Here is a 22,625-nt window from a genome sequence, read left to right on the forward strand (position 1 = left end):
GTAACAAAATCAGCAATCCGCCCTGGGTCAAATTTCAATCGGCAGGGTGGGTCAATTTTCCATCAGCGCCAACACACAGTGGTTTACAGTGAAAAAAAGTGGTTTACAACGTAGCTACGACACGCGCCCTGGCCACTCCCCAGGCCAGCGCGCTCCTCATTGATTCGTTCAGTCGGGCGTCGAACACCTATGCTGCTCGGGGCCTTGCCACGCCGCGGTGTCCTATAATTCATCTTCAGCTGAATGGAGCAAAATGTTGTGAAGCGCACATTCATTGGAATGGTCGAGGCTGGTGAGCCACTGATGAGGCAAGCGCTTGAAGCTATCCGACAGGCCCACGAAGCGGAGGCTGCTGGATTGCCAGACCTTGAGGTACAGCGTCTTCACCCATTGGCAGATTCGCTCTATCAGGCGGTCATTGATTTTCAGCTCCTCAAAGCAGGTAAACCACCGTCGACTATCCAGTGAGGACCTGCCGCTACATGACGAAAAAGATGCCAGCTCTTCTCCCCGACCACCCCATGTATACCGACGCAGTGGATGCGATGAAGCAATACCACGAGGCGCAGGCTTCTGGCTCATCTGCCGAAGAGGTTGAGCGCCTGCGTCAAATCGCAGAATCACAATTTCGGGCTGTCAGCGAGTATCAGCTCAACGCTCTGGGATATCAGTCTCGTCGTCCGCACTGAAGGGATAACCGATCCGGAGGTAGCTTCAGAATCCATCAAGCCAAGCGGAAGACTCACGACGCGGTCCGATTGATCAGCGAGACGGTCGGGAGGGTTTGCACACAGCCCCAAAAAAAAAGCAGCTCCCGAGAGCTGCTTTTTTCTTACTCCCCCTTTTTGTGCTTGTGGGGTTTCAGGTCCGGATGGTCCTTCTGCTTTTCAGGGGTGACTCGCTGCCTTTTGTCCGGAGTGCCATCTTCATTGGTGCGCTTTGGGCCTGGCTTGATGCTCATGCAAAACTTCCTTTTCCGCTTGGGTTGTTGAATGCAGCTATGTAATTAGTCCAGCTTCTCTCAGCTGTCAAAGCAGGCTGGTGCAGAACCGCCTGGCCGATGATCCGGTCCACATCGAACATTCAGAGGCCAGAATAAGAGCCTCCGACAAAGGGCTTACAAGGGGCAGTGAAATCCAGCGCTGAGCGATACGAAGACGTCTGGACGTTCATCATGCCGAGCACGGTGTGGAACAGGTTGTCGTGGCTCAGCGGTGACGTGGTTTGAGCTTTCAAACAACCCACGTTGACCTTTTCGCTCTTCGCGAGCGAGTCAGACATCCAAAGTACCAACGGCACCTTTGTTTGCTCGTCAGGAGCCATCGCGTAAGGCAGCCCGTGTAGATAGAGCCCACCCTCCCCCAGCGATTCGCCGTGGTCCGAAACGTACATCAGCGCAGTGTCGAACTTGGTGTTGGCCGCCAGGATATCGATGAGATTTGCAGTCACATAATCGGTGTAGAGGATTGAGTTGTCGTAGGCATTGACCACCTCCTCCTGCTTACATTTGTCGAGCTCGTTGGTCTCGCACACCGGTGCGAATTTCTTGAATTGCGAGGGGTAGCGCTTGTAGTAGGCCGGGCCGTGACTGCCTTTGTAGTGGAGCACCAGGACAGCATCGCCTTCCTGGCGCTTGATGAAGTCTTGCATCTCCGTGAGCAGCACCCCGTCCTTACACTCCTCGCTGGTGCACAGTTGGGAATCCGCGTGAGAGGCAGCCTTGTGGTTGGGAACCCTGTCGCAGACCCCTTTGCACCCCGAGTTGTTGTCAGTCCACATGACACTGATGCCAGCGCGTTGAAGCACGTCGAGCAGCCCTTCTCGGCTCTTGGCCAAGCCATCTTTGTACTGGGCCTTACCCACGTCCAGGAACATGCATGGCAGCGAGACCGCGGTAGCGGTACCGCAGGAGCTCACGTTCGTGAAGCTAATGACATTTCGCTTTTCTAGTTCCGGATTCGTTTCACGGGAGTAGCCGTTGAGGGAGAAGTTGGCGGAGCGAGCGGTCTCTCCTACTGCCAGTACCAGCAGCCTGGGTTTACGAGCCGCACCCTGTCGATTAACTACCGCATCAGTACCAATGGCCGTCAGCGTTTTAGGTGAGGCCAGCTGACGCTTCAGGTACCCATGGCCAGCCGCAAACAAGTTGGTAGGTACCAGAATCAGCCGGATCTCCCGATTGTTGCGCAGCAAGGAGGCATACGACTGGTACTGACTCAACGCGATGCCAGATAAGGTCAACAGAGCGAGCGACAGAGCAATGAACCTGCTGACCAAAGCTTTGGCCCAAGGCTTGCGCCGGAGGGGAACCCGGGCAATCAGGTAGACGGGCAACACCCCAACCATTGCGACCCAAAGACCGAGCTTCCAATTCAGCAGCTCGGTTGCCTCAGCGACGTCGGTCTCCACAACGTTGGTGAACATTGTGTAATCGATCACGATGCCGTAGGCATTCATGAAGTAACTCGCAAAAGACGCGCTGATCAGTACCAGGCACAGTATGGGTTTGGCCAGCCGCCCCCATGACAGCAAGCTCAGAACGGTAAACACCCATGCGAATACTATGACTGGGAGGCTAGCCGCTAGCTGCCAGTTCACTTCATCGGTTTTGAATACCAGCTTCCAGAGCACGTTCCAGAGCTCAGCGTTCGCGAATAGCAGTAACCAAAAAGTCACCAGGCCGATTAGCAAATTAGTACTGATGCCTTTCTGCCGCGCATTGCGAATAGCAAAGATCCATTTGCTTAACAGGGTGTGAACAATGGATTTGGAAGGTGTCATTATCAAACTCTGGAAGCTGCTTATCCATGGCGGTAGCTATGGAGTTAGCGGGAGCTACAAGGCAAACCGTCGACAGATGCTGAGCGATTGCGCAATGTGCGGAGCGTCAGAGGCCTTAGGCCCCTAGGCGTTGGGGACGCTTAGTATGTGTGAGGCATAGGGATAAAAAGAGAAATGAATCTCGCTGAGCGCATTATTTCCGGGACCTGATAACGACACGATGACCTCGGGATTACAATGCTGACAGAAATCCAATTACTGCTGTTTTGATTGTCATTGATCACGCTATGATCAAAATTAGGGGAATACTACCCACCAAAAGCAATGCTCCGCTCAGCTAGATAAATTTAATTTCACAAACAAAACGGTTTCGTTTTGTCGTAGGCTAATTTTGAACTTTCAATTCAACTTACAAGTCTTTCTCGCGAGCAGAACATAATTTTCAACTTTTGCTCGTTAATATGTCACCCATCAATGAGGGGCGAATACCATGAGCTTTTTCAAAAACATCCTGGGCGGGCACCATGGCCGTGGAAACCACGGTGGAGGCAAGCACCACAGCGGGGGACATGGGGCCGAGCAATATGATCGCCATGGCCGGCAGCAGGGCTGCGACGGCGGTAATCAGGTGTATGACGGCGGGCGCCCTCCCACTCCTGCCCCCATCAAAGATCTGCAGGGCTGCAGGCAGTGCCGGACGGCCAACGATCCGTCAGCACGCTTTTGTCTAAACTGCGGAACACCGCTATCGAGTGGTTGCACCGCCTGCGGCTCGCTGCTGAGTGCAGGAGCAAGATTTTGCAGTCAGTGTGGCCAAGCGACGCTCTAAGGCTAGGTAGACAGGAAGGCCAACGAGACCACAACCCTGCGCAAGGAGAAATACGTGGGTTCAAATCATGACCATGGCAGCGCTGCAGTACGCGAGGGGCATCAGAAGAAGCTAATCATGGCGCTCGGCTTGACTGGCAGCTTCATGATTGCAGAAGTGATCGGTGCGTGGATTACCGGCAGCCTGGCGCTGCTGTCGGACGCATCTCACATGTTCACAGATACTGCCGCCTTGGCGATCTCACTGATTGCACTTCAGATAGCCAAGCGGCCGGCGGATCAGAAAAGAACCTTCGGCTATGCGCGCCTGGAAATTCTGGCTTCGACGTTCAACGCCGTGCTGCTCTTCCTGGTGGCGATGTACATCTTGTATGAGGCCTACCAGCGCTTCTTCATGCCGGCGGAGATCGCTACCGGAGCGATGATGTGGATCGCAATCGCCGGCCTGATCATCAACCTAATTTCGATGCGCCTTCTGGCATCTGCGAGCAACGAAAGCCTCAACGTCAAAGGAGCCTACCTCGAAGTTTGGAGCGACATGCTCGGCTCGCTTGGCGTAATCATCGCGGCACTTATCATCCGCTTCACCGGCTGGACCTGGGTCGACACGATTGTCGCTGTGGCGATCGGCCTTTGGGTTCTGCCGCGGACGTGGCAGTTGCTTCGCGAAAGCCTGGGGATCCTCATGGAGGGTGTCCCGAGGGGGCTCGACGTTACGGCAATCGAGGCCACCATCCTCGGAGTAGATGGCGTGACGGACGTTCATGACTTGCACGTGTGGGCTGTCAGCAGTGGCAGTAACGTGATGACGTCGCACGTAGTGGTTCGGGATTCTGCAGATGGGGATGCTGTGTTGGCGGCCGTCGTGGATGCTGTCAGCGATGCATTCGAAATCCATCACTGCACCATCCAGATCGAGCGGGCAGCTTTCCACGAGAGCGTTCCCTCACCCTCGCACTGACCGATCGGTAAACACCATGCAAACACATCACCCTCCTGGCTGAGGGTGATGTTGCAAAAAAAATGCGGTGAGGGATGCCGTAAACGGCAGGAGCGCTTCAAGGGGGTTGGTGAATGGCTTCGCCTGCCCTCGTCAACAACCTCCAGAAGGCTCAGCGATGGCCTGGATCATCACGAAGTACCTACTCACTGCCGGTATAGTGATTCTCGTGTCAGAGCTGGCGAAACGCAGCGACAAGCTGGGCGGCTTGGTCGCCGCCCTACCCTTGGTCACGGTCGTGACGTTGGTCTGGCTCTATTTAGAGAACCAGAGCATGGAGAAGATCTCCAACCATGCTTGGTACACGTTCTGGTACGTGCTTCCGACCCTGCCGATGTTTATTGCTTTTCCATTGCTGCTACCTAAGCTCGGCTTTTGGCCGACACTGATCAGCAGCATCCTCATCACAATGGCCAGCTTCGGAGGCTTCGCCATACTGCTGCGCCGGTTCGGCATTGAGCTTCTATGATCCGGTGGCCGCAGGGATCATCTTGATGAGTCTTAACGGCTATTAACACACTCGCCCTTCACCAGGTAGCGAACCATGTGCAGTTCGCCTTTCGAGTCTTCGTAGGTCATCATGCTTCTTACATTACCGCAGTACCGCACATTGGGTGATACATACACCAACTTACCAACGTCCAGGTCCATGCCATAGGCGTAGTCTTCTAGTTGAGGCATGGGCTTTTTTACGCGTTGAGCATAATCCGCTGTAGCCTCTCTAGCAGTACGCTCGATGTGTTTATTGATCTCCATACCGCTTTGGGCATTGGCTGTTAGTGATGTAAAGAGCATAAACACGGCGATCGCTGATACAGTAGTGTTCATAAGAAGTCCCTTAATAAAAAAGCGCCCGTAGGGGGGCGCTAAAATTCACCTACCAAAGGAGCGTATGGTTTACAGGTGAATGCACTGGCGCGAACAACTGCTCGGTGCTCTTGCCAAGCTGCTTTGAAATGAGACAATTTCCAAAGCAGCGATGCCTCTTCCGCTGCCCTTAAACTAGCAAAGGAGGCTAACACCAAGATGATCGTGCAATTACAATTTGGACATGTAATAGATTGTAAGATAATTATTCGAGAGAATATCGAGCCGCCACGTGAACTAATTTGCAGAAAGGCGCTGCGGTTTGCGGCCGTGCATGGGGTCTGCCTGCGTGGCGCCCTCGATCCAAGGCCAGTACCAGTCCTTGCAAGCTAACGACCGAAATGCTGCCTGTCCTGGCCGATTCCACCTGCCAGGCGAATCTGTCATACACCGCCGCAGGCCCCAGAATCCGCTATGCTTAGGGGTGGAGCCTGCATGACTGTCAGAAATCTTGCGGCTACATTACAAATTTGTAGGATTTCGCCGCGGCCAGCTTCTTCGCGTTAAGATTCAAGCGTCCTCAGGTGACCCGGCGTATGGACAGAGGTAGCGACTACCACATGCCATACCCTCAGCCAAACTTTCGAACAGCCTGCAACCATAATCTTGGCGGATTAGGCCAACTCCTTCCTCACACCTTGAGATAAGTTATGCGCGTTCTAGTTGTGGAAGACGAAATTAAAACTGCCGAATATCTTCAGCAGGGCCTATCCGAAAGCGGGTATGTCGTAGATATCGTGCACAACGGTGTAGATGCTCTGCACTTGTTCAACACTAATGTCTATTCGTTGGTCCTCCTGGACGTGAACCTCCCGGGTATCGACGGCTGGGACCTGCTGGAAACCATCCGTAAGACCAGCCGGGTCCGCATCATCATGCTGACCGCCCGCGGACGCATCAATGACAAGCTCAAGGGCTTGGACGGCGGCGCGGATGACTACCTTGTGAAGCCATTCGAATTCCCTGAGCTGCTTGCTCGCATCCGTTCGCTGCAACGCCGTGGTGATGAGTTAGTCGAGAAGAGCTCGCTGAAAATTGCCGATCTGGAACTCGACTCCGTCCGCCATCGCGTCTTCCGCGGTGGCACACGCATCGATCTCACCACCAAGGAATTTGCGCTTCTGCACCTGCTCATGAGCCGAACGGGCGAAGCGCTGACTCGCTCTCAGATCATCTCGTTGGTCTGGGATATGAATTTCGATTGCGACACCAATGTCATCGATGTAGCCATCCGGCGCTTGCGCTCGAAGATCGATGACCCGTTTGAAACCAAGCTCATTCACACGCTTCGTGGCGTTGGGTACGTTTTTGAGGAACGCGCATGAGGCCATTCAGCCTGGCTGCAAAGCTGGGGTTAAAAGTTGGGTTGATGAGCGCAGCGTTGCTGCTTCTGTTCGCCACCTTTGGCTATCTGATGGTAGGCAAGGCTCTGGAAAGAAATGCCAGAGCAGACCTGGAAGTAAAGATGGCGGGGATGGCTCACAACCTGTCCACCATCCCGGACATCTCCGGCGTCAACGCGGATGCGCATCAGCTTGTCGATTTGGTCATGGGCCACAACAACCTGTATGTGAGCATATTCGATACCTCACAGAATCAGACTCCCCTGCTCTCGATTGGCTCGAAACAGGTCAATCTGGAGGTGCACAAGTTTCAGCCGGCGGCCCAGCCCAAAGAGCACGAATGGCGTGATACGCAGGACCGTCCTCTGCTGAGTGCTTCTCGAATCATGCGTTTGGGCGATGGAACAGAGGTCAGCGTCTATATGACCATGGACCAGTCATCCAGTGAGGCGCTGCTCGATGCGTTGCTGACCTGGGCCTTGATGATGTCCCCCGTCATCCTCGCACTGATCTTGGCCATTGGCTGGTGGACTGTGCGCAGAGGCCTGCTACCACTGACCAAGTTCCTCAAGATCGCCTCGAAAATCTCAACCGAGAGCCTCGACCATCGCCTTCCAACTGATGGGATGCCGGCAGAACTCAAAATGCTCGCCGACGGCATCAACATCATGCTGGCTCGCCTGGATGATGGGGTTCAGCAGCTCTCGCAGTTTTCTGACGACCTTGCTCACGAACTTCGAGCACCGCTTTCCAACCTGATGGGCAAGGCCCAGGTTGCCTTGACCAGAGAACGATCGCTTTCCGAGTACCGGGAGGTTCTGGAGTCGTGCACAGAAGAGCTGGACCGCATGAGCCGCATGGTTTCCGACATGCTGTTCTTGGCCCAGGTCAGTCATCCAGCATCAATGGTGGAGTTCGAATCCGTCTCCTTGGTCGACGAGGTTCAGCGAGTGTGCGATCTCTTCAGCATTTCAGCAGAAGAAGGCGAGATTCAGCTGCAGATCTCCGGCAGTGATGACGTGGTGCGCGGGAATCGCCTGATGGTTCAACGTGCCGTCTCGAATCTGGTCTCGAACGCGATCCGTTACTGCCCTCGCGGCCGCACGGTCTACGTTAAGGTGCAGCATAGTGCGAGCGGTACGACGTTGAGTGTCGGCAACCCCGGCCGTGGTATTGCCAAGGAACACCACGCGCACTTGTTTGAGCGGTTCTACCGTGTGGACAAGAGCCGAGCACGGAGCGAAGGCGGTACCGGTCTTGGCTTGGCCATTGTGCAGTCGATCATGAGTCTGCACCAGGGATCGGCGAGCGTGGAGGTGACCGAAGAAAACTTCACCTGGTTCCACCTTCACTTTCCGGAAGCCCAGCAAATGCAGCCGGCAATGACCGCCGCTTAAATTGCGCAGACACGATTAGGCCCGTCAATCGACGGGCCTTTTGTTTGCCTCAATGCATCAGTGCCGAAGGACCACAGGGTCCATGGGCGACCGCAGAATCACCGACTTAATAATCTTCTGTTCGTCAGGATTGGCGTTTTTCCACAGGTGTGAGAAGTACTGAGCATTCACTTTCTCTTGAGCACTTACGCTGCCGGCGGCATCGATCAGGCGCATGGTCGAGTAGACACAGATCAGCGCCAGAATGAAGAACGCCGTGGCGACCACCATCACATAACGCTTGGCCAGCACCGGTGCCCGCTTGAGCTCCTGGATAGAGGCGTCCGCCGCCTTTGTCGCTGCTGTAAGCTCCGAGATCAGTGGCTGGATGGCGGTGTCGACTCCGCGGCATGCAGCTGAATACGCTGATGCAGCGGCGCGCAAGGCAACCTCCTCCGCGTTCGACCAAGCCTTCTCCGCCTTTCGCACCTCCTCCTGAATCTGCCGGCCGACAGCGTCCACCTGCTCCACCAGTTCGTTCGACCTCTCCAGAACAGCGCTGGAGGTGCGCGTCTGCGAGGTCAGCTCATCGAGCTGGACAGTGAGTTTTTCAGTGCAGCGGCGAAAGTCACCGATAGCAACTGCCCAGGGCTCTATGTCATTCATGGCTATCTCCTAGGGCGGCCAACAACGCCGCGCTGAATTAACGCGCTAGATATCAAAATTGTAATTTAAGAGAAAATTCGAAGTCGCCCTCGACAGTGCCGAGATAGACATGATCCTTCCAGATTTGAAGATTTAACGCATCCTATCTGCAGCCAAAATTACGGAATTGTAATTATTGACTCACCTTGTCGTTAGCTTCGCGTTCCTAAACTACAAACCAACAAAGGCCGCTAATCAGGTTGGCCTAGTATGAACCGAGGTTCACAATGAAATTTGTCAAATCTATCGCTATTGGCAGCCTGCTGCTGGGTCTCATGGGTACCGCTTACGCTGAAGGCGGCTTCGAGCGAACGAAACAGTTCAACGAGAACTTCCGAACCGAACAGGCTCGCCTATGGAGCGATGACTCTTCGGACCAGAACAAACAACAAGTCGCTCAAGAGCAAAAGAAAGAAAGCAAGGATGGTAAGGAACAAGCCGACAATTAATCGGCGGTTAAATAGGACTTCAAATGACGAAAGAAATCGACAAAAAAGCCAGGGTAAAACCTGGCTTTTTTGTGCTTGGAATTTAGCCTTCGTTCTTGCGAGGCGTTTCCGCATTGCTTTCTCCGGCCAGACCCTCGGCACCTTGTGCGGGGCGTTTCCAATGGCACAGCAGGAGCTGGCTGGCGTTCGCTTCGGTGATCGATGTGCAAGCTAGATCAGCGGGCAGACCATCCTTGCTGTCTCGCAAGCGCCTGGACAGATAGAACGAGCCATCCCGCGGCCACTTGGCAGGATCCTTGATGTTCTCGGACTTCCCGCTGCTGTAAAACTCCGACGAGTATGAGCGGCGGCCAGGATAGATCAGGGGAGCGGAATGAGCAGACTGCACATTGAGCCAGGCTTGAACCACATCCCGCTGATTCTGAGGGCGCTCCTCTAGTACCCCGGCGTAGATGATGCCCGCACCGATGATTGGCAACACCAATGCGCTCGCAGCGGCAGCCCAGGTGGTCTTCGGGCCAACTTCGCTGACCCGTGCAGACAGCAGCAATGCCCACGCTGGCAGCGCGGGTAGCAGGTAGGTCCACAGAATGTTGCCTGCAAATGTGAAGAAGACCGGTGTCGCCAAGGCCCACAGCCAGAGGTAGGCTTTGAAGCGCTGCATCGATCCACGCTTGCGGATCAACAGTGGTAGAAACAAGGCCCATGGCAGTAGCGACAATCCGAGCTGGATCCAGATGCTGCCGTACGGCTTGGCATGAGCACTACCATAGAGGTCCCCTGCCCAGTTACTGACGACGTAGCGGCTCCAGTGCTCACCAACGAAGAAGTACTCCATGAAGCCGGGCGTTTTCATCTCGGCCGCGACATACCATGGCACGGATATACCGAACATGAGTACAAGGCCGCTAATCCAGGGAAGCCTCAGTACCCGTCCCCATTCCTTGTAGATAACGAACCAGGCGAATGCCGGCGCCCCCATAAGCACCAGGGTCAGCGGCCCTTTGGCAAGCAAGCCCAGCCCGAGACCTGCGAACATCAGGTAGGCATCCGCCTTGCTGGCGCACTTCATCCAACGCCAGAAACCGTAGCTGGCCAGCAGAATCGAGAACGACAAAACAGGGTCAGTCAGCACAACACCGCTGGAGACCAGGCCAAGTGTGGTGCTGGAAAAAATAATGGCAGCCCAGATGCCGGCGTTACGAGAAATCTGCTGCGTGCCGAGTTTGATGATGATGAAACAGCTTGCCAGGTGGAGTAGCCACGCTGGGAAGCGCGCAGCGAACTCGTTAACGCCGAAGACCGTCATGCTCGCGGCCTGGGTCCAGAAGGACAACGGAGGCTTGCCCCAGAACGGTACCCCGTAGTCGAACATGGGCGTGATCCAGTCATTCAACTCGACCATCTTGCGAGCCATTTCAGCGTAACGGGCCTCAGATGTGTCCATCAGCGGGTAGATGCCCAGCCCCACCAAACGCAATAGCAAAATCGAACCCAGGACCCACCACAGCGTCCTCTCGTTCTTCAGGTTCAGCATTTCTTACCCTCGATCGAAGCCATCGAAGGGTGGAGTGACACGGGATCTGCCTTGTTGCTGTGCTTCAGGAAATAGAGAGGCCGGCGCTTCACTTCCGCGAGTGTCACGCCCAGGTACTCCCCCACCATGGCGACACCGACGCACATGAATGAAGCCATTCCGACGATCAGGTGATGGATGTCGAAACTGCCTGCCACAAGCGACGCAAGCATGTAGCAGATGCTGGAGACGAAAAGACCGAAACTGATGAGGCTGAAAATGCGCAGTGGTTTGCGAGAGAAGCTGACGATGCTCTCGATGGCCAGATTGAACAGGCCAGCTGCATTCCATTTGGTGCTCCCGGCATGGCGAACAGTGCGATTGTAGGGCAGTTCGATGGTACGAAAGCCTACCCAGCCGATCATGCCTTTGAGAATCCTGGAGCGTTCATCCAGGGCCCGCAGGGCTGCCAGCGGCGCAGGCCCAATCAATCGGAAATCGCTGACATCGGCCGGCATGTCCACCTTCTCCACCAGGCGCTGCATGACCCAGTAGTAAGCCCGGGCACTCATGCGCTTGAACCACGAATCACCGATTCTCAGGTTGCGCTGCATGTTCACCACGTCGTAGCCGCGTTGCCAGTAGTCCACCATGGCCGCGATGAGCTCTGGTGGATCCTGCAGGTCGACATCAATGAAGATCAGCGCACTGCCACGGGCATGGTCTATCCCGGCGCTCAGTGCAGCCTCTTTGCCGAAGTTGCGACTCAGGGACAGGCAACGTACAGATGACCCATCCTGATAGTGGCGAAGAATGTCGGCCGTCCGGTCATTACTGCCGTCGTCGACATAGAGGATTTCGCAGGAGACGGGTAAGCGCTTCACCACGCGGGTGATTCGCTGGTGGAACTCGGGGATGGTTTCCTCTTCCTGGAAGCAAGGGACCACGATGGTTAACAAGGGATCAGGGCGCTCGGGAAAGCGATGTAATGTCTGCATGATTGAATGTCCAAAAACGATGTGCAATGAATCCAAGTGCAGTGAGGCTTAAGGTCACTACGACTTGGGAGATGAGCGGTGACAGATTCGACTTGATGAGGAACCACATACCCACGCCATTGCCGAAGTTTGTGGTTAACGCGACCAGTGCAAACCTGACAGGCTGAAACTTACGAGAGCCATCTGCCACAAAACAGAGCGCCCTATTTCCAATGAAGCTCGCGATTGCGCCAACCATGCCGCCACAGATACTGGCCAGTAACGGAGTAACGAATTCTGTCGTAACCAGCAATAGGAACACCGCATAATGGACTCCCGTTGCTATGAAGCCGATCCCCAGATAACGAATCAGTAAGGTAGTAAGAGGTGGGGTTTGATTTTCCATGCCCAAAGCCTATGGAGGCAAAGGTGAAAAAATAGTGAACTAAATGTAAATGCGTAATTAGCCGAATCTATATATGGTAAGTAACAAGTCGGCGCACTAGGCTAGCACGCTACAATATCAGAGGGATTGCCTGAAAATTACGCTTTCGAAATAAAAGCCTTCCGATAACGCATGCATGACCCGTGGATTACAATGTTGACAAGATAAGGAAACACCGGGTGGCATTGAGATAGATTCCCCGAATTAAGGGGGACCTAATGGTTACACAAAATGAAACATATACAAGCACCGTTGTTCCTTACAGCCCTGACATATTGGATGATTTGCCAATTGATGATCAGCTGGCCGTAGAGTTTTTCGCAACAGCACGTTGTGCCAGTTTCAAACAGGCTGCCCGAGGGCTCAATGTGCCAGTGGTAGGCCTGCGGAAACGCTTGGAGAAACTGGAAGAGCACATTGGTGCTCCCGTGTTTGTCTACAAACACAACAAGCTTGCCCTGACCCGCACAGGCGAGAGGGTCAGCCATTACCTGTGCCAGCTCTTCGGCCCAGACGGCCTTGGCAAGTCCGGTGAAAAGGAAGTCCCCAGGCTTACCATCGCGATCACAGAGCCAGTGCTGAACGACATCGTAAACCGCGATCTAGTCGCCTACGTGCGTGATCATGCCGAAATGCAGCTGGAAATCCATTCAGAATGCACAACGCAGATGCTTTCTGAGTGTGAAGTCGATGTGGGTATCGCTTTGGTGAGCCCAGATGATAAAGGCGCGCTTGATCGCCATCCTACGTATAGGTTTGAACGGCTTGGCCGGATTGGGCACGCCCTGTTCATTTCCAGCCGCTATTCAAGAAGCGTCACCCTTCCAGTGGAGAGCTTGGATTTGCACAACTTCATGCTCGTTGTCCCTTGGGATGAAGAGATCTTGGCGGGCTCACGAAAGTGGGCATCGATAATGGCTGAGCATCAGGGCGGTACCACTCGGGTCAAGAGCTACAACCTATCACGAGGCCTTGTCGTTGGCGGTGCGTGTATTGGAGTGCTGCCCGACTACAGCCGAAAACTGGAGAGAAATATCCTACCCGTGCCGGGTTTCCTGGACGACCTGGAGGAGAAAGATGTCTATCTTGTTATCAAAACGAAGCTTGTCCGCAATCCGCAGGTTTTGGAAATTCGAAGATTGATCAAGAAGAGCTTCTTTGATAAGAAGGACTGGCTTGTTCGGTAACAGTTTTGTTAGGTTTGAAACTCCTCCGTTAACACTACAGAAACACAACTGTCATATTCGCTTGCAACCTAGTCAGAGTGCTTAGAACAAAGGCATCTTGTTACAGCAGGTGACAACCGTGGCCTGCTCCCATCTGCAAGATAAATTTAGGCCGGCGCAGGGCGAAATATAACGTCGGTAGCTAAGCACTTAACATACGAGAGGCAAGCAATGATCCGTTCTTCGAACATGCGGGAAAAGCTGTTGGCTGCCGCAATAATAGGCACATTTTCCTCGCAAGCATTCTCCGGAACAGTAACCACTGACGGAGCTGACATCGTTCTGAAGACCAAGGGCGGTCTTGAAGTATCGACTTCTGACAAGGAATTCAGTTTCAAACTGGGCGGCCGAGTTCAGGCCGACTACGGCCGTTTCGATGGTGTCTTCACCAAGAATGGCGATACCGCTGACGCAGGCTACTTCCGTCGCGCCTACCTTGAGCTCGGTGGCGTGCTGTACCGCGACTGGAAGTATCAGCTCAACTACGACCTTTCCCGCAACACGGGCAACGACTCCGACGGCTACTTCGACGAAGCCAGCCTGACCTACACGGGTTTCAAGCCGGTGCAACTGCGCTTTGGCCGTTTCTACACCGACTTCGGTCTTGAGAAAGCCACCAGTTCGAAGTGGACCACCGCCATGGAGCGGAACCTCTCGTACGACCTGGCGGACTGGATCAACGACAACGCCGGCATGGGTGTTCAAGCCACCAGCACCATCGCTGACATGGCTTATGTTTCCGGTAGCGTTTTCAGCGAAACCAATAACAACTCGGATGGCGACAGCACCAAGCGCTACAACGTACGTGGCGTGTTCGCACCGCTGCACAGTGATGGCAACGTCCTGCACGTCGGTGCTCAGTACGCTTACCGCGACCTCAAAAACAGTGCGGTCGATACCCGGATTCGTTCGCGTCTGGGCGTCCGCGGTGTAGATACCAATGGCGGCGGCGATGCCGGCACCAACGGCAACCGCATGCTGTTTGGCGGTGCTGCTGCACAAGATGGCCTGTGGAAGGACGACTCGGTCTGGGGTCTCGAAGGTGCCTGGGCCACCGGCCCGTTCTCGGTTCAAGCGGAATACCTTCGCCGCAAGCTGAAAGCTGACCAGGCCAACAACGACATGAAGGCCTCCGGTTACTACGCCCAGATGGCTTACACCCTGACCGGCGAGCCGCGTATCTACAAGCTCGATGGTGCCAAGTTCGACACTATCAAACCAGAGAACAAGGAACTGGGGGCCTGGGAAGTCTTCTACCGCTTTGACGATATCAAGGTCGAAGACGGCAACCTGGTCACCGCGGCGGACCAATCGAACGAGCGCAAGGCCAAGAGCCACACGGTGGGTGTGAACTGGTACGTCAACGAGGCGGTGAAAGTCAGTGCCAACTACATCAACGTGCGCACCGACAACAACGAGAACACCGTGGGCGACGACAGCGGCAATGCCATCGTGACCCGCCTGCAATACGTCTTCTGATCCCTCTCATCAGTCTGACGTGAGAAAGCCGGAAGCGCTCAACGTGCTTCCGGCTTTCCTGTTTCTGGAGGTGATCAAGCATGGAGCGCCCTCCTCCTACCTGCTTTCGCTTACCGATGACCGCTCTTGCCAAAGCTCGGCGAATCTGATGTGATTGCCGCGTCGGGCTTTGCATGGTGGCCGTGCAAGCAAATCAAACCTGACTCCTATTCATGATTGAACCTGATTCGACGTCCAGCTTCGCGTCTAACGGCCCTACAAGCGCAGCTACCCCAACGTCGCTCATTAGGGGATAGTCATGCCTGCAAAAAAGCTGCTTCAACCTCTCGCTGCTCAGCTGCACGCCTCGTTCTCGGCTTCTGGCCGCCCGTACTCTCATCTGCACCTCCACCAGCTGTTCCACGCGGCCATCGGCTCCGTTGCACCGCAAGTTGCCATCCAAGACAAGCTGCCAATTCAGGTCTGTCGTGACAACGAGACACGGCAGTACAACCTCTACGCGGCGGTCGAGCGGGCGAAAACGTGCTTAGGATTGACCGATCTTCAAGCAGTCGGTGTGGCTGAAGAAGTCATTGAGGTGCTACGAACTGCGGGAATCGGCGTGAACCAGGTTCGCCTGCTCCTTGACCCCTCCTTCAGCTCGAAGACTCGCAAAAAGGCCTTCAAGGCTCTCTGCAAGAACCTGGATCTGAACGAGCTAGGCGATCGCTTCGTCCCCAAGACTGCCACGTTGGCCATCGCTGCTGGTATTGCGCCGCCTCCCAAAATGTCGTGGAAGGATCGCTTCGCCCTGGCTGCAAATTCCCCCATGCGGGGGCCAAGCGAGCTCATCAGCATGGTCAACCGGGATGAGTGTTATCTGTGGGTATTCCCACCGACTGACCATCATGCGACGGCTCCAGCGACGCATGACCGTTTCTTTGGTGAAAAGACCCACCCGAGCGCAGAAATGGGCATGGGGTTCAGCATCATCGATTCCGGCTGGACCCGCCCCAAGTACCCGCTATCCAGGCAGTCACAAGAGACCTTCATCCAGTATTCGCTTTCTGCGCCGATGTGGTCCTGGCGCGCACAAAGTGACACCTGGCGCCTGGGAAACATCCTGCGTTCAAGAATCCTTGACGGGGCTCCTTGGCATAACGAGCCTCTGAGTGACGTGCTTCCGAGCGGCCTTAAATCCCTGCCCCGGATCTATGGGTGCGAAACCTGCCGAACGCTGTTCATTGAGAATCACAGCGACTACCCGGATGTACCCACTCAGTGCCAATGCGGTGAGGCGAGCAGCACGGGTGACCAAAACGAGTCATCTGCTCTCAATAGCTGATTTTCCTTACGGTGGCGGGCTGAGCCCCCCGTTAGGGATTGGCTATGGGAGCGGGATTCGCTCACCCCAAACCTGAAGGCGCCGCCACCTAACCGAGCGATATGAGCTGAATGCTCGCGGAGTAGATATGCAAAAGAGTAAAAACAAACAGGACACCCTGGCGGCGATCAATGCGCTTGTCGAGATTGCGTATGATCAGGGATTTGCGGACGGACACGGAGTCGGCAATCAAGTCGGTTTCGTAGCCGGTGTCATGAGCCTCAAAGCTGCATTGGCCTGCGGCTTACGGCATGGCTCACCTGAGTGCGGAAAGGCCCTTGAAAGCCTCAAGCGCATCGGGATCGACGAGTGAGAGAAAAGTACGGGTCGTGCGCTGATCGCGCACGACCCGTACTTCTACTTCAGGTCATTTCCCTGCTTAGCTTCATGATTGAAGCTCAGGGATCAGGTGCTTCTGCGGTAGGCCAACAGGCGCAAGGCGTTGAAGACGACCAACAGTGTGGAGCCCTCATGGATCGCAACAGCGGCACCAATGCTCAAGCCCATGATGGTGGACGGAACCAGGATGGCCACAATCCCCAAGCTGACGAACAGATTCTGGTGGATGATCGATCGCGTGTGACGGCTCAGCCCCACCGCAAATGGGAGTTGCCTGATGTCGTCAGCCATAAGCGCGATATCAGCCGTTTCCAGGGCAACATCAGATCCAGCAGCCCCCATTGCGATACCAACGCTCGAACTGGCCATGGCAGGGGCATCATTGACGCCGTCACCCACCATGGCCACCTTGGCGCTAAGGCGCAGGTTTTTGATGGCCTTGACCTTGTCTTCCGGCATCAGGTCTCCCCACGCTTCATCTAAGCCAACTTGTTTGGCTACAGCCTCTGCAACGCGGTTGTGGTCTCCAGAAATCATGACCATGCGTTCGATGCCCATCTCTCTAAGCTTCTGGAGTGCCTCTTTGGCCCCCTCCCGGGGTGTGTCCAATAGCCCGATAGCGCCCAGATCCTTGTCAGCACGCCGTACCACCATGGTGGTACGGCCTGACTGACGTAGACGCTCCGCAGCCTCCAGGGCTGCCTTGCTGAGTGCGGGAATACCATTGGTACCGAACATCTCGACCTTGCCAATCCAGACGAACTGCCCATCAAGCTCAGCACGCACGCCGCGGCCAATCATGTTGCTCATGTTCTTGGCTTGGAATCGGCACCGTGTGCCAATCATCTCTTCACCGTCACGCACAATTGCCGCAGCCAGCGGATGGTCGCTCATCGACTCCACAGCGATGGCGACGTTTAGCAGATCCTCGATCTGCGTGCCGCCTATGGGTATTACATCGGTGATACGTGGGCGCCCTTCGGTCAGGGTACCGGTCTTGTCGAATGCCATGGCATTCAATGATCCAAGCTCTTCAAGTGGCGCACCGCCCTTGATCAGCACGCCACCTCGGGCTGCCCTGGCGATGCCAGAGAGAATGGCGCTTGGTGTAGCGATCGCGAGCGCGCAGGGGCTGGCTGCAACCAGTACGGCCATCGCCCGGTAGAACGAGTCACGGAACGGCTCGTCAAGGAAAATGCCGGCAAATAGCAGCCCGACTACCAGCAGTAAAACCAACGGGACGAATATGCGTTGGAAGCGGTCCGTGAATCGCTGGGTCGGTGACTTCCTGACTTCGGCTTCACTGACCATCTTGATGACCCGCGCCAAGGTACTCTCCGTAGAGCGCCGGGTTACCTCAACCTCGATGAGCGTTTCGCCATTGATGGTACCGGCGAAGACTTTCGAGGCTGCATCCACTGCATCTGGCTTGCTGCGTGCGAGTTCGGCATCAGGAACAGGTTGCTTGTCCACGGGGACGCTCTCACCGGTTACTGGCGCCTGGTTGATACTTGAGGAGCCTACGACTACAAAACCATCGGCCGGCAGGCGGTCATTGGGGCGCACGATGACAACGTCACCGGGAACCAGCAGCTCCACGGGCATCTCCACCGTGCCATTTGCTCTGCGTACGATCGCGGTGGCTGGTGCGAGCTTGGACAGTGCCTCAATCGCTTTCTTGGCCCGCCCCATCGCGTAGCTTTCAAGGGAATGCCCCAGACTGAACAGGAACAGCAGCAGAGCCCCCTCCGCCCAGGCGCCGATGCTCGCGGCACCGACTGCGGCGAGAAGCATCAGCGAGTCGATCTCGAAGCGTTTCTGACGGATGTTGGTAACCGCTTCCTTAGTGGTGAACCATCCACCGAACACGTAGGCCGACACGTACAGAATCAGAGGCAGACGATCAATCAGGCCAAGTTTTCCTGCGAGAGCTCCGGCACCCAGGAGAGCACCACAGATCAGCGCGAAAATCAGCTCTGTGTTCATTCCAAAAATGCCGCCATGCTCATGGCTATGACCTTCATGCCCGGCTTGGTCATCAGGGCGTTCAAGCAAACTCTTCATAACTCGTCCCTTCTGGGGTCAAGGCTTCCAATTGCCCTCTGCAGTTGGGGAGCCGTCTCTGTTGGTTGGCTAAGATCTATTGCACGGTTTGCCCGAGCCCAGGCGTTAACATTTCGAAGCTATGGGGTATCGGGCGTAATAAAAAATGCCAGGCACTGCCTGGCATTTATGAATTCTCTAATTGTTCTGTTCAAATCGTTTACTACTTGTTGTTGATGCATTGCGAATACATCGAGTAACGAACAGTCTTGAGCGTGCCCTGGGAGTCCTCGAAGGTCATCAACCGTGGATAGACCTGGCAGGTACGGGGGTCCTGCGACTGACGTACGAATTTCGCAACGTCTATCTTCATGCCATATTTGTAATCCTGAATCTCTGGCATTGGCTTGCCATTTTTCTCCGCGTACTTGGCCACTGCGGTCTGGTGTTCCTTGGTGTATTGAAGCTGCTTGCTCTCGGAGAAAGTGTTGGCCTGCGAAGCCACCGAGAAAACAACAAGTGCAGCAGCGATAATTAGCTTTTTCATAAAACCCTCTCAATTTCAAAACTTCTCGGGCGTAACCTTAGCAATGCATAGGCATCACCGGCATGACGAGAAACTTACAATTTTGAAAGGTAAGTGCATCTACTTCACTTTAAACAAAAAAGCCCACAACACGTGTTGTGGGCTTCTCTTTAGCGGAGGCTGTTAGCTAACCACTTCGGCCTCGTCGCCGTCTTCATCCTTGCGGTGTGCCCAGTGATACAGGGCAGGCAGTACCAGCAAGGTCAGTGCGGTGGAGGACAGGATCCCGCCAATCACCACCGTCGCCAATGGCCGCTGAACTTCGGCACCGGTGCCGGTGGCCAAAGCCATCGGGATGAAGCCCAGGGACGCTACCAAGGCTGTCATCAGAACAGGTCGCAGACGGGTCAATGCACCTTCATCGACTGCCTGTCTGAGCGTTCGTCCCTCCTCCCTTAGCCCGCGGATGAAGGCAATCATCACCAGGCCGTTCAGTACTGCAACGCCGGACAGTGCAATGAAGCCGACACCTGCCGAGATCGACAGTGGGATGTCCCGCAGCCACAACGCCACAACACCACCGGTGAGTGCGAATGGAATACCGGTGAAGACCAGCATGCCGTCCTTCAGGTTGTTGAACATCAGGAACAACAAGGTCATGACCAGCAGCAAGGCGACTGGAACAACGATCTGCAGGCGTTTGGCAGCCGACTGCAGCTGCTCGAACTGGCCCCCCCAAGTCGTCCAGTAGCCCGCAGGGATTTGCACCTTCTTGTCCAGCGATGCGGTCGCCTCCTCAACGAAGGACCCCAGATCGCGGCCTCGAACGTTGGCGCTGACGATAACCAGACGTTTGCCGTTCTCGCGGCTGATTTGGTTCGGGCCCAGTTGCAGGTCCAGATTGGCGACCTGGGACAGCGGGATGAAGCCGATCTGATTGGCACCCTGTGCCGCATTGGCAGGTACCGGGATCAGCAAGCTGGACATACCCGCTACGTCGGTGCGAACGGTCTCTGGTAGGCGTACTACCATGTCGAACCGACGGTCGCCCTCATACAGCGTGCCGGCCTGACGGCCACCCACGGCGATAGCGATCGAGTTCTGAACATCCGCGATGTTCAGGCCGTAGCGTGCTGCTTTTTCGCGGTCAATGTTGATGGTCAGCACCGGCAGGCCGGATGTCTGCTCAACTTTCACTTCCGATGAGCCCGGGACCGCTTTGAGCGCTGCCGCGATCTTGTTGGCGGTGTTGTTGAGCACGTCCATGTCATCGCCGAAGACTTTCACAGCGACGTCACTACGCACGCCCGAAATCAGCTCGTTGAAACGCAGTTGGATTGGCTGCGACAACTCGTAGTTGCTTCCTGGAACACCCGCTGCGGCCTTCTGCACTTCAGCAATCAGCTCATCACGAGGCTTCTTCGGGTTAGGCCACTGATCCTGAGGCTTGAGCATGATGTAGGCGTCAGAGGCGTTCGGCGGCATCGGGTCAGATGCAATTTCTGCGGTACCCGAGCGTGCGAACATCCGCTCAACTTCAGGCACCTGCGCAATCACCGCTTTCTCCAGACGCTGCTGCATCTCGACAGATTGAGTGAGGCTCGTTCCAGGCACACGCATGGCCTGCATCGCAAAGTCACCCTCACTGAGGCTTGGGATGAACTCGCTACCCATACGACTTGCCAGCAAACCACTGAGCACGACCAAGGCTACTGCGGCCGAGAAAGCGATGTTCCGATGTCCCAGCACCCATTGCAGAACCGGTTCATAGCGCAGTCGAGCTGTGCGCATGACCACGCCTTCCTCTTCCTTCACCTTGCCAGTGACGAACATGGCAATAGCTGCAGGAACAAAGGTAACGGACAGGACCATTGCACCCAGCAGCGCCATCACAACGGTGAAGGCCATCGGGTGGAACATTTTGCCTTCGACGCCGGTGAGGGCGAAGATCGGCAGGTACACCACCATGATGATCAGCTGACCGAAGATCAGCGGCCGGCGAGCTTCTCGCGCCGCGGCAAAGACCTCGTGGAAGCGTTCGGTTTTGGTGAGCATGCGGCCATGCTTATGTTGCGCATGAGCCAGTCGACGGATCGCGTTTTCTACAATAACCACGGCACCGTCGACGATGATGCCGAAGTCGAGTGCCCCCAAACTCATTAAGTTGGCACTGACCTTGTTGTTGAACATGCCTGTGAAGGTGAACAGCATGGACAGCGGAATCACCATCGCGGTGATCAGAGCCGCACGGATGTTGCCGAGGAACAGGAACAGAATGGCGATAACCAGGATCGCGCCTTCCACCAGGTTCTTCTTCACCGTCGCGATGGCTTTTTCAACCAGGTTGGTACGGTCGTAAACAGTCACAGCCACCACGCCCTTTGGCAGGGTGCGGTTGATGTCCGCCAATTTGGCGGCGACAGCTTGAGATACGGTGCGGCTGTTTTCACCAATCAGCATGAACACGGTACCGAGCACGACTTCGCGGCCGTTCTCAGTAGCAGCACCTGTACGGAGCTCTTTACCGATGCTGACGTCAGCAACGCTGCTGATGCGAATCGGTGCACCATCCACACTGGTGATCACGATGTTGGCGATGTCTTCGATATTGCCTACCTGACCCGGTGCACGGATGAGCAACTGTTCACCATTACGCTCGATGTAGCCGGCACCGACGTTGGCGTTGTTACTTTCCAACGCTGCGACCAGGTCATTGAGTGTCAGCTTGTAGGTAGCCAGGCGCTTTGGATCCGGCGCAACCAGGAACTGCTTGGCATAACCGCCGATGGTATTGATCTCGGCCACACCCGGGACGTTACGCAGCTGAGGCTTGATGATCCAGTCCTGGATCACGCGCAGGTCGGTCGGGGTGTACGGCGTACCGTCCTCTTTGACCGCGCCATCTTCGGCTTCAACAGTCCACAGGAAGATCTCGCCGAGGCCGGTAGATACCGGACCCATGACGGCCTCTACACCTTCTGGCAGCTGTTCCTTCGCAACCTGCAGCCGCTCGTTGATCAACTGGCGGGCAAAGAAGATGTCAGTGCCATCCTTGAAGATCACGGTGACCTGAGACAGGCCAGAGCGAGACAGGGAACGGGTCTGCTGAAGGCCCGGGAGACCGGCCATGGCCGTTTCAACTGGAAACGTGATCCGTTGTTCGGTTTCCAAGGGCGAGTAACCAGGCGCTGCAGTGTTGATCTGCACCTGGACGTTGGTGATATCGGGTACCGCATCGATGGGCAGCTTTTGATAGCTGTAGATACCGATACCCGCCATGATCAGAACGGCGATCATTACTACGATGCGCTGCTCGATGGCGAATCTGATGATACGTTCAAACATGAGAAATCATCCTGTCA

The 22,625-nt window shown here is 55.4% G+C and carries 22 protein-coding genes; 12 read left to right on the forward strand and 10 right to left on the reverse strand.

Annotation, left to right across the window (positions count from 1 at the left end; translation table 11 throughout):
- Nucleotides 1-258 precede the first annotated feature (258 nt).
- Both LU684_RS20650 and LU684_RS20655 read left to right on the forward strand, forming a co-directional pair.
- Nucleotides 259-468 (forward strand): hypothetical protein, encoded by a 210-nt coding sequence (locus LU684_RS20650; RefSeq protein WP_003298409.1) that lies wholly within the window; start codon nt 259-261, stop codon nt 466-468.
- A 14-nt stretch (nt 469-482) separates the two neighbouring features.
- Nucleotides 483-689, forward strand: a complete 207-nt coding sequence (locus tag LU684_RS20655; RefSeq protein ID WP_003298411.1) for a hypothetical protein — start codon at nt 483-485, stop codon at nt 687-689.
- Between the two features lie 143 nt (nt 690-832).
- On the opposite strand, the gene LU684_RS30540 is transcribed toward LU684_RS20655, so the two are convergent.
- Complete coding sequence (locus LU684_RS30540) at nt 833-961, reverse strand: hypothetical protein (RefSeq protein WP_003253468.1); 129 nt, start codon at nt 959-961, stop codon at nt 833-835.
- A gap of 122 nt (nt 962-1,083) precedes the next feature.
- Nucleotides 1,084-2,781: a phosphoethanolamine transferase gene (locus tag LU684_RS20660; RefSeq protein WP_003298414.1), complete on the reverse strand. Its 1,698-nt coding sequence runs from the start codon at nt 2,779-2,781 to the stop codon at nt 1,084-1,086.
- Nucleotides 2,782-3,271: 490 nt separating this feature from the next.
- On the opposite strand from LU684_RS20660, the gene LU684_RS20665 reads away from it, so the two are divergent.
- From LU684_RS20665 to LU684_RS20675, 3 genes are all read left to right on the forward strand, one after another.
- Complete coding sequence (locus LU684_RS20665) at nt 3,272-3,610, forward strand: zinc ribbon domain-containing protein (protein WP_079732563.1); 339 nt, start codon at nt 3,272-3,274, stop codon at nt 3,608-3,610.
- Nucleotides 3,611-3,664: 54 nt separating this feature from the next.
- Nucleotides 3,665-4,570, forward strand: a complete 906-nt coding sequence (locus LU684_RS20670) for a cation diffusion facilitator family transporter (RefSeq protein WP_010951438.1) — start codon at nt 3,665-3,667, stop codon at nt 4,568-4,570.
- Between the two features lie 157 nt (nt 4,571-4,727).
- Nucleotides 4,728-5,078, forward strand: a complete 351-nt coding sequence (locus LU684_RS20675) for a DUF3147 family protein (protein WP_011953105.1) — start codon at nt 4,728-4,730, stop codon at nt 5,076-5,078.
- 32 nt (nt 5,079-5,110) lie between these two features.
- Here the strand turns inward: LU684_RS20675 and LU684_RS20680 are convergent, their stop codons facing one another.
- Entirely contained in the window at nt 5,111-5,437 is a 327-nt protein-coding gene (locus tag LU684_RS20680; protein ID WP_010951440.1) for a DUF2790 domain-containing protein, read from the reverse strand.
- A gap of 689 nt (nt 5,438-6,126) precedes the next feature.
- Between LU684_RS20680 and LU684_RS20685 the strand changes: the two genes are divergently transcribed.
- Complete coding sequence (locus LU684_RS20685; RefSeq protein ID WP_003253457.1) at nt 6,127-6,801, forward strand: heavy metal response regulator transcription factor; 675 nt, start codon at nt 6,127-6,129, stop codon at nt 6,799-6,801.
- Entirely contained in the window at nt 6,798-8,216 is a 1,419-nt protein-coding gene (locus LU684_RS20690) for a heavy metal sensor histidine kinase (RefSeq protein WP_010951441.1), read from the forward strand. The genes LU684_RS20685 and LU684_RS20690 overlap by 4 nt, the downstream gene beginning before the upstream one ends.
- A 57-nt stretch (nt 8,217-8,273) precedes the next feature.
- On the opposite strand, the gene LU684_RS20695 is transcribed toward LU684_RS20690, so the two are convergent.
- Nucleotides 8,274-8,861 (reverse strand): hypothetical protein, encoded by a 588-nt coding sequence (locus tag LU684_RS20695; protein ID WP_010951442.1) that lies wholly within the window; start codon nt 8,859-8,861, stop codon nt 8,274-8,276.
- Between the two features lie 266 nt (nt 8,862-9,127).
- Between LU684_RS20695 and LU684_RS20700 the strand changes: the two genes are divergently transcribed.
- Nucleotides 9,128-9,349: a hypothetical protein gene (locus LU684_RS20700; protein ID WP_010951443.1), complete on the forward strand. Its 222-nt coding sequence runs from the start codon at nt 9,128-9,130 to the stop codon at nt 9,347-9,349.
- 82 nt (nt 9,350-9,431) lie between these two features.
- Here LU684_RS20700 and LU684_RS20705 read toward each other — a convergent pair whose 3' ends face one another.
- From LU684_RS20705 to LU684_RS20715, 3 genes are read right to left on the reverse strand one after another with little or no spacing between them, the layout of a single operon-like run.
- Entirely contained in the window at nt 9,432-10,886 is a 1,455-nt protein-coding gene (locus LU684_RS20705; RefSeq protein ID WP_010951444.1) for a phospholipid carrier-dependent glycosyltransferase, read from the reverse strand.
- Complete coding sequence (locus LU684_RS20710; RefSeq protein ID WP_010951445.1) at nt 10,880-11,863, reverse strand: glycosyltransferase family 2 protein; 984 nt, start codon at nt 11,861-11,863, stop codon at nt 10,880-10,882. Before LU684_RS20710 ends, LU684_RS20705 begins: the two co-directional genes overlap by 7 nt.
- Entirely contained in the window at nt 11,829-12,248 is a 420-nt protein-coding gene (locus tag LU684_RS20715) for a GtrA family protein (RefSeq protein WP_010951446.1), read from the reverse strand. The genes LU684_RS20710 and LU684_RS20715 overlap by 35 nt, the downstream gene beginning before the upstream one ends.
- Nucleotides 12,249-12,505: 257 nt before the next feature.
- Between LU684_RS20715 and LU684_RS20720 the strand changes: the two genes are divergently transcribed.
- From LU684_RS20720 to LU684_RS20735, 4 genes are all read left to right on the forward strand, one after another.
- The gene (locus LU684_RS20720) at nt 12,506-13,474 is read left to right on the forward strand and encodes a LysR family transcriptional regulator (protein WP_010951447.1); all 969 of its coding nucleotides are present in this window, start codon (nt 12,506-12,508) and stop codon (nt 13,472-13,474) included.
- Between the two features lie 210 nt (nt 13,475-13,684).
- A complete protein-coding gene (locus LU684_RS20725) occupies nt 13,685-14,992 on the forward strand; it encodes an OprO/OprP family phosphate-selective porin (protein WP_009395904.1) in 1,308 nt (435 codons plus the stop codon).
- A 298-nt stretch (nt 14,993-15,290) separates the two neighbouring features.
- Complete coding sequence (locus LU684_RS20730; RefSeq protein WP_010951450.1) at nt 15,291-16,316, forward strand: hypothetical protein; 1,026 nt, start codon at nt 15,291-15,293, stop codon at nt 16,314-16,316.
- 127 nt (nt 16,317-16,443) lie between these two features.
- The gene (locus LU684_RS20735) at nt 16,444-16,668 is read left to right on the forward strand and encodes a hypothetical protein (RefSeq protein WP_010951451.1); all 225 of its coding nucleotides are present in this window, start codon (nt 16,444-16,446) and stop codon (nt 16,666-16,668) included.
- Between the two features lie 92 nt (nt 16,669-16,760).
- On the opposite strand, the gene LU684_RS20740 is transcribed toward LU684_RS20735, so the two are convergent.
- From LU684_RS20740 to LU684_RS20750, 3 genes are all read right to left on the reverse strand, one after another.
- Complete coding sequence (locus tag LU684_RS20740; protein WP_041476521.1) at nt 16,761-18,758, reverse strand: heavy metal translocating P-type ATPase; 1,998 nt, start codon at nt 18,756-18,758, stop codon at nt 16,761-16,763.
- 202 nt (nt 18,759-18,960) lie between these two features.
- Complete coding sequence (locus tag LU684_RS20745) at nt 18,961-19,284, reverse strand: DUF2790 domain-containing protein (protein ID WP_003253432.1); 324 nt, start codon at nt 19,282-19,284, stop codon at nt 18,961-18,963.
- Between the two features lie 162 nt (nt 19,285-19,446).
- Entirely contained in the window at nt 19,447-22,608 is a 3,162-nt protein-coding gene (locus LU684_RS20750; RefSeq protein WP_010951454.1) for a CusA/CzcA family heavy metal efflux RND transporter, read from the reverse strand.
- Nucleotides 22,609-22,625: the final 17 nt, after the last annotated feature.

Origin of the sequence: Pseudomonas sp. NMI542_15 (assembly GCF_021283425.1) — a bacterium.
GTDB classification, from domain to species: Bacteria; Pseudomonadota; Gammaproteobacteria; order Pseudomonadales; family Pseudomonadaceae; genus Aquipseudomonas; species Aquipseudomonas fortuita.

What these genes read in the sequence shown, in the direction of transcription:
- LU684_RS20655 (WP_003298411.1), top strand. Translation starts at nt 483, where the DNA reads ATGACGAAAAAGATGCCAGCTCTTCTCCCCGACCACCCCATGTATACC.
- LU684_RS30540 (WP_003253468.1), bottom strand. Translation starts at nt 961, where the DNA reads ATGAGCATCAAGCCAGGCCCAAAGCGCACCAATGAAGATGGCACTCCG.
- LU684_RS20660 (WP_003298414.1), bottom strand. Translation starts at nt 2,781, where the DNA reads ATGACACCTTCCAAATCCATTGTTCACACCCTGTTAAGCAAATGGATC.
- LU684_RS20665 (WP_079732563.1), top strand. Translation starts at nt 3,272, where the DNA reads ATGAGCTTTTTCAAAAACATCCTGGGCGGGCACCATGGCCGTGGAAAC.
- LU684_RS20675 (WP_011953105.1), top strand. Translation starts at nt 4,728, where the DNA reads ATGGCCTGGATCATCACGAAGTACCTACTCACTGCCGGTATAGTGATT.
- LU684_RS20680 (WP_010951440.1), bottom strand. Translation starts at nt 5,437, where the DNA reads ATGAACACTACTGTATCAGCGATCGCCGTGTTTATGCTCTTTACATCA.
- LU684_RS20685 (WP_003253457.1), top strand. Translation starts at nt 6,127, where the DNA reads ATGCGCGTTCTAGTTGTGGAAGACGAAATTAAAACTGCCGAATATCTT.
- LU684_RS20690 (WP_010951441.1), top strand. Translation starts at nt 6,798, where the DNA reads ATGAGGCCATTCAGCCTGGCTGCAAAGCTGGGGTTAAAAGTTGGGTTG.
- LU684_RS20695 (WP_010951442.1), bottom strand. Translation starts at nt 8,861, where the DNA reads ATGAATGACATAGAGCCCTGGGCAGTTGCTATCGGTGACTTTCGCCGC.
- LU684_RS20700 (WP_010951443.1), top strand. Translation starts at nt 9,128, where the DNA reads ATGAAATTTGTCAAATCTATCGCTATTGGCAGCCTGCTGCTGGGTCTC.
- LU684_RS20705 (WP_010951444.1), bottom strand. Translation starts at nt 10,886, where the DNA reads ATGCTGAACCTGAAGAACGAGAGGACGCTGTGGTGGGTCCTGGGTTCG.
- LU684_RS20710 (WP_010951445.1), bottom strand. Translation starts at nt 11,863, where the DNA reads ATGCAGACATTACATCGCTTTCCCGAGCGCCCTGATCCCTTGTTAACC.
- LU684_RS20715 (WP_010951446.1), bottom strand. Translation starts at nt 12,248, where the DNA reads ATGGAAAATCAAACCCCACCTCTTACTACCTTACTGATTCGTTATCTG.
- LU684_RS20720 (WP_010951447.1), top strand. Translation starts at nt 12,506, where the DNA reads ATGGTTACACAAAATGAAACATATACAAGCACCGTTGTTCCTTACAGC.
- LU684_RS20725 (WP_009395904.1), top strand. Translation starts at nt 13,685, where the DNA reads ATGATCCGTTCTTCGAACATGCGGGAAAAGCTGTTGGCTGCCGCAATA.
- LU684_RS20730 (WP_010951450.1), top strand. Translation starts at nt 15,291, where the DNA reads ATGCCTGCAAAAAAGCTGCTTCAACCTCTCGCTGCTCAGCTGCACGCC.
- LU684_RS20735 (WP_010951451.1), top strand. Translation starts at nt 16,444, where the DNA reads ATGCAAAAGAGTAAAAACAAACAGGACACCCTGGCGGCGATCAATGCG.
- LU684_RS20740 (WP_041476521.1), bottom strand. Translation starts at nt 18,758, where the DNA reads ATGAAGAGTTTGCTTGAACGCCCTGATGACCAAGCCGGGCATGAAGGT.
- LU684_RS20745 (WP_003253432.1), bottom strand. Translation starts at nt 19,284, where the DNA reads ATGAAAAAGCTAATTATCGCTGCTGCACTTGTTGTTTTCTCGGTGGCT.
- LU684_RS20750 (WP_010951454.1), bottom strand. Translation starts at nt 22,608, where the DNA reads ATGTTTGAACGTATCATCAGATTCGCCATCGAGCAGCGCATCGTAGTA.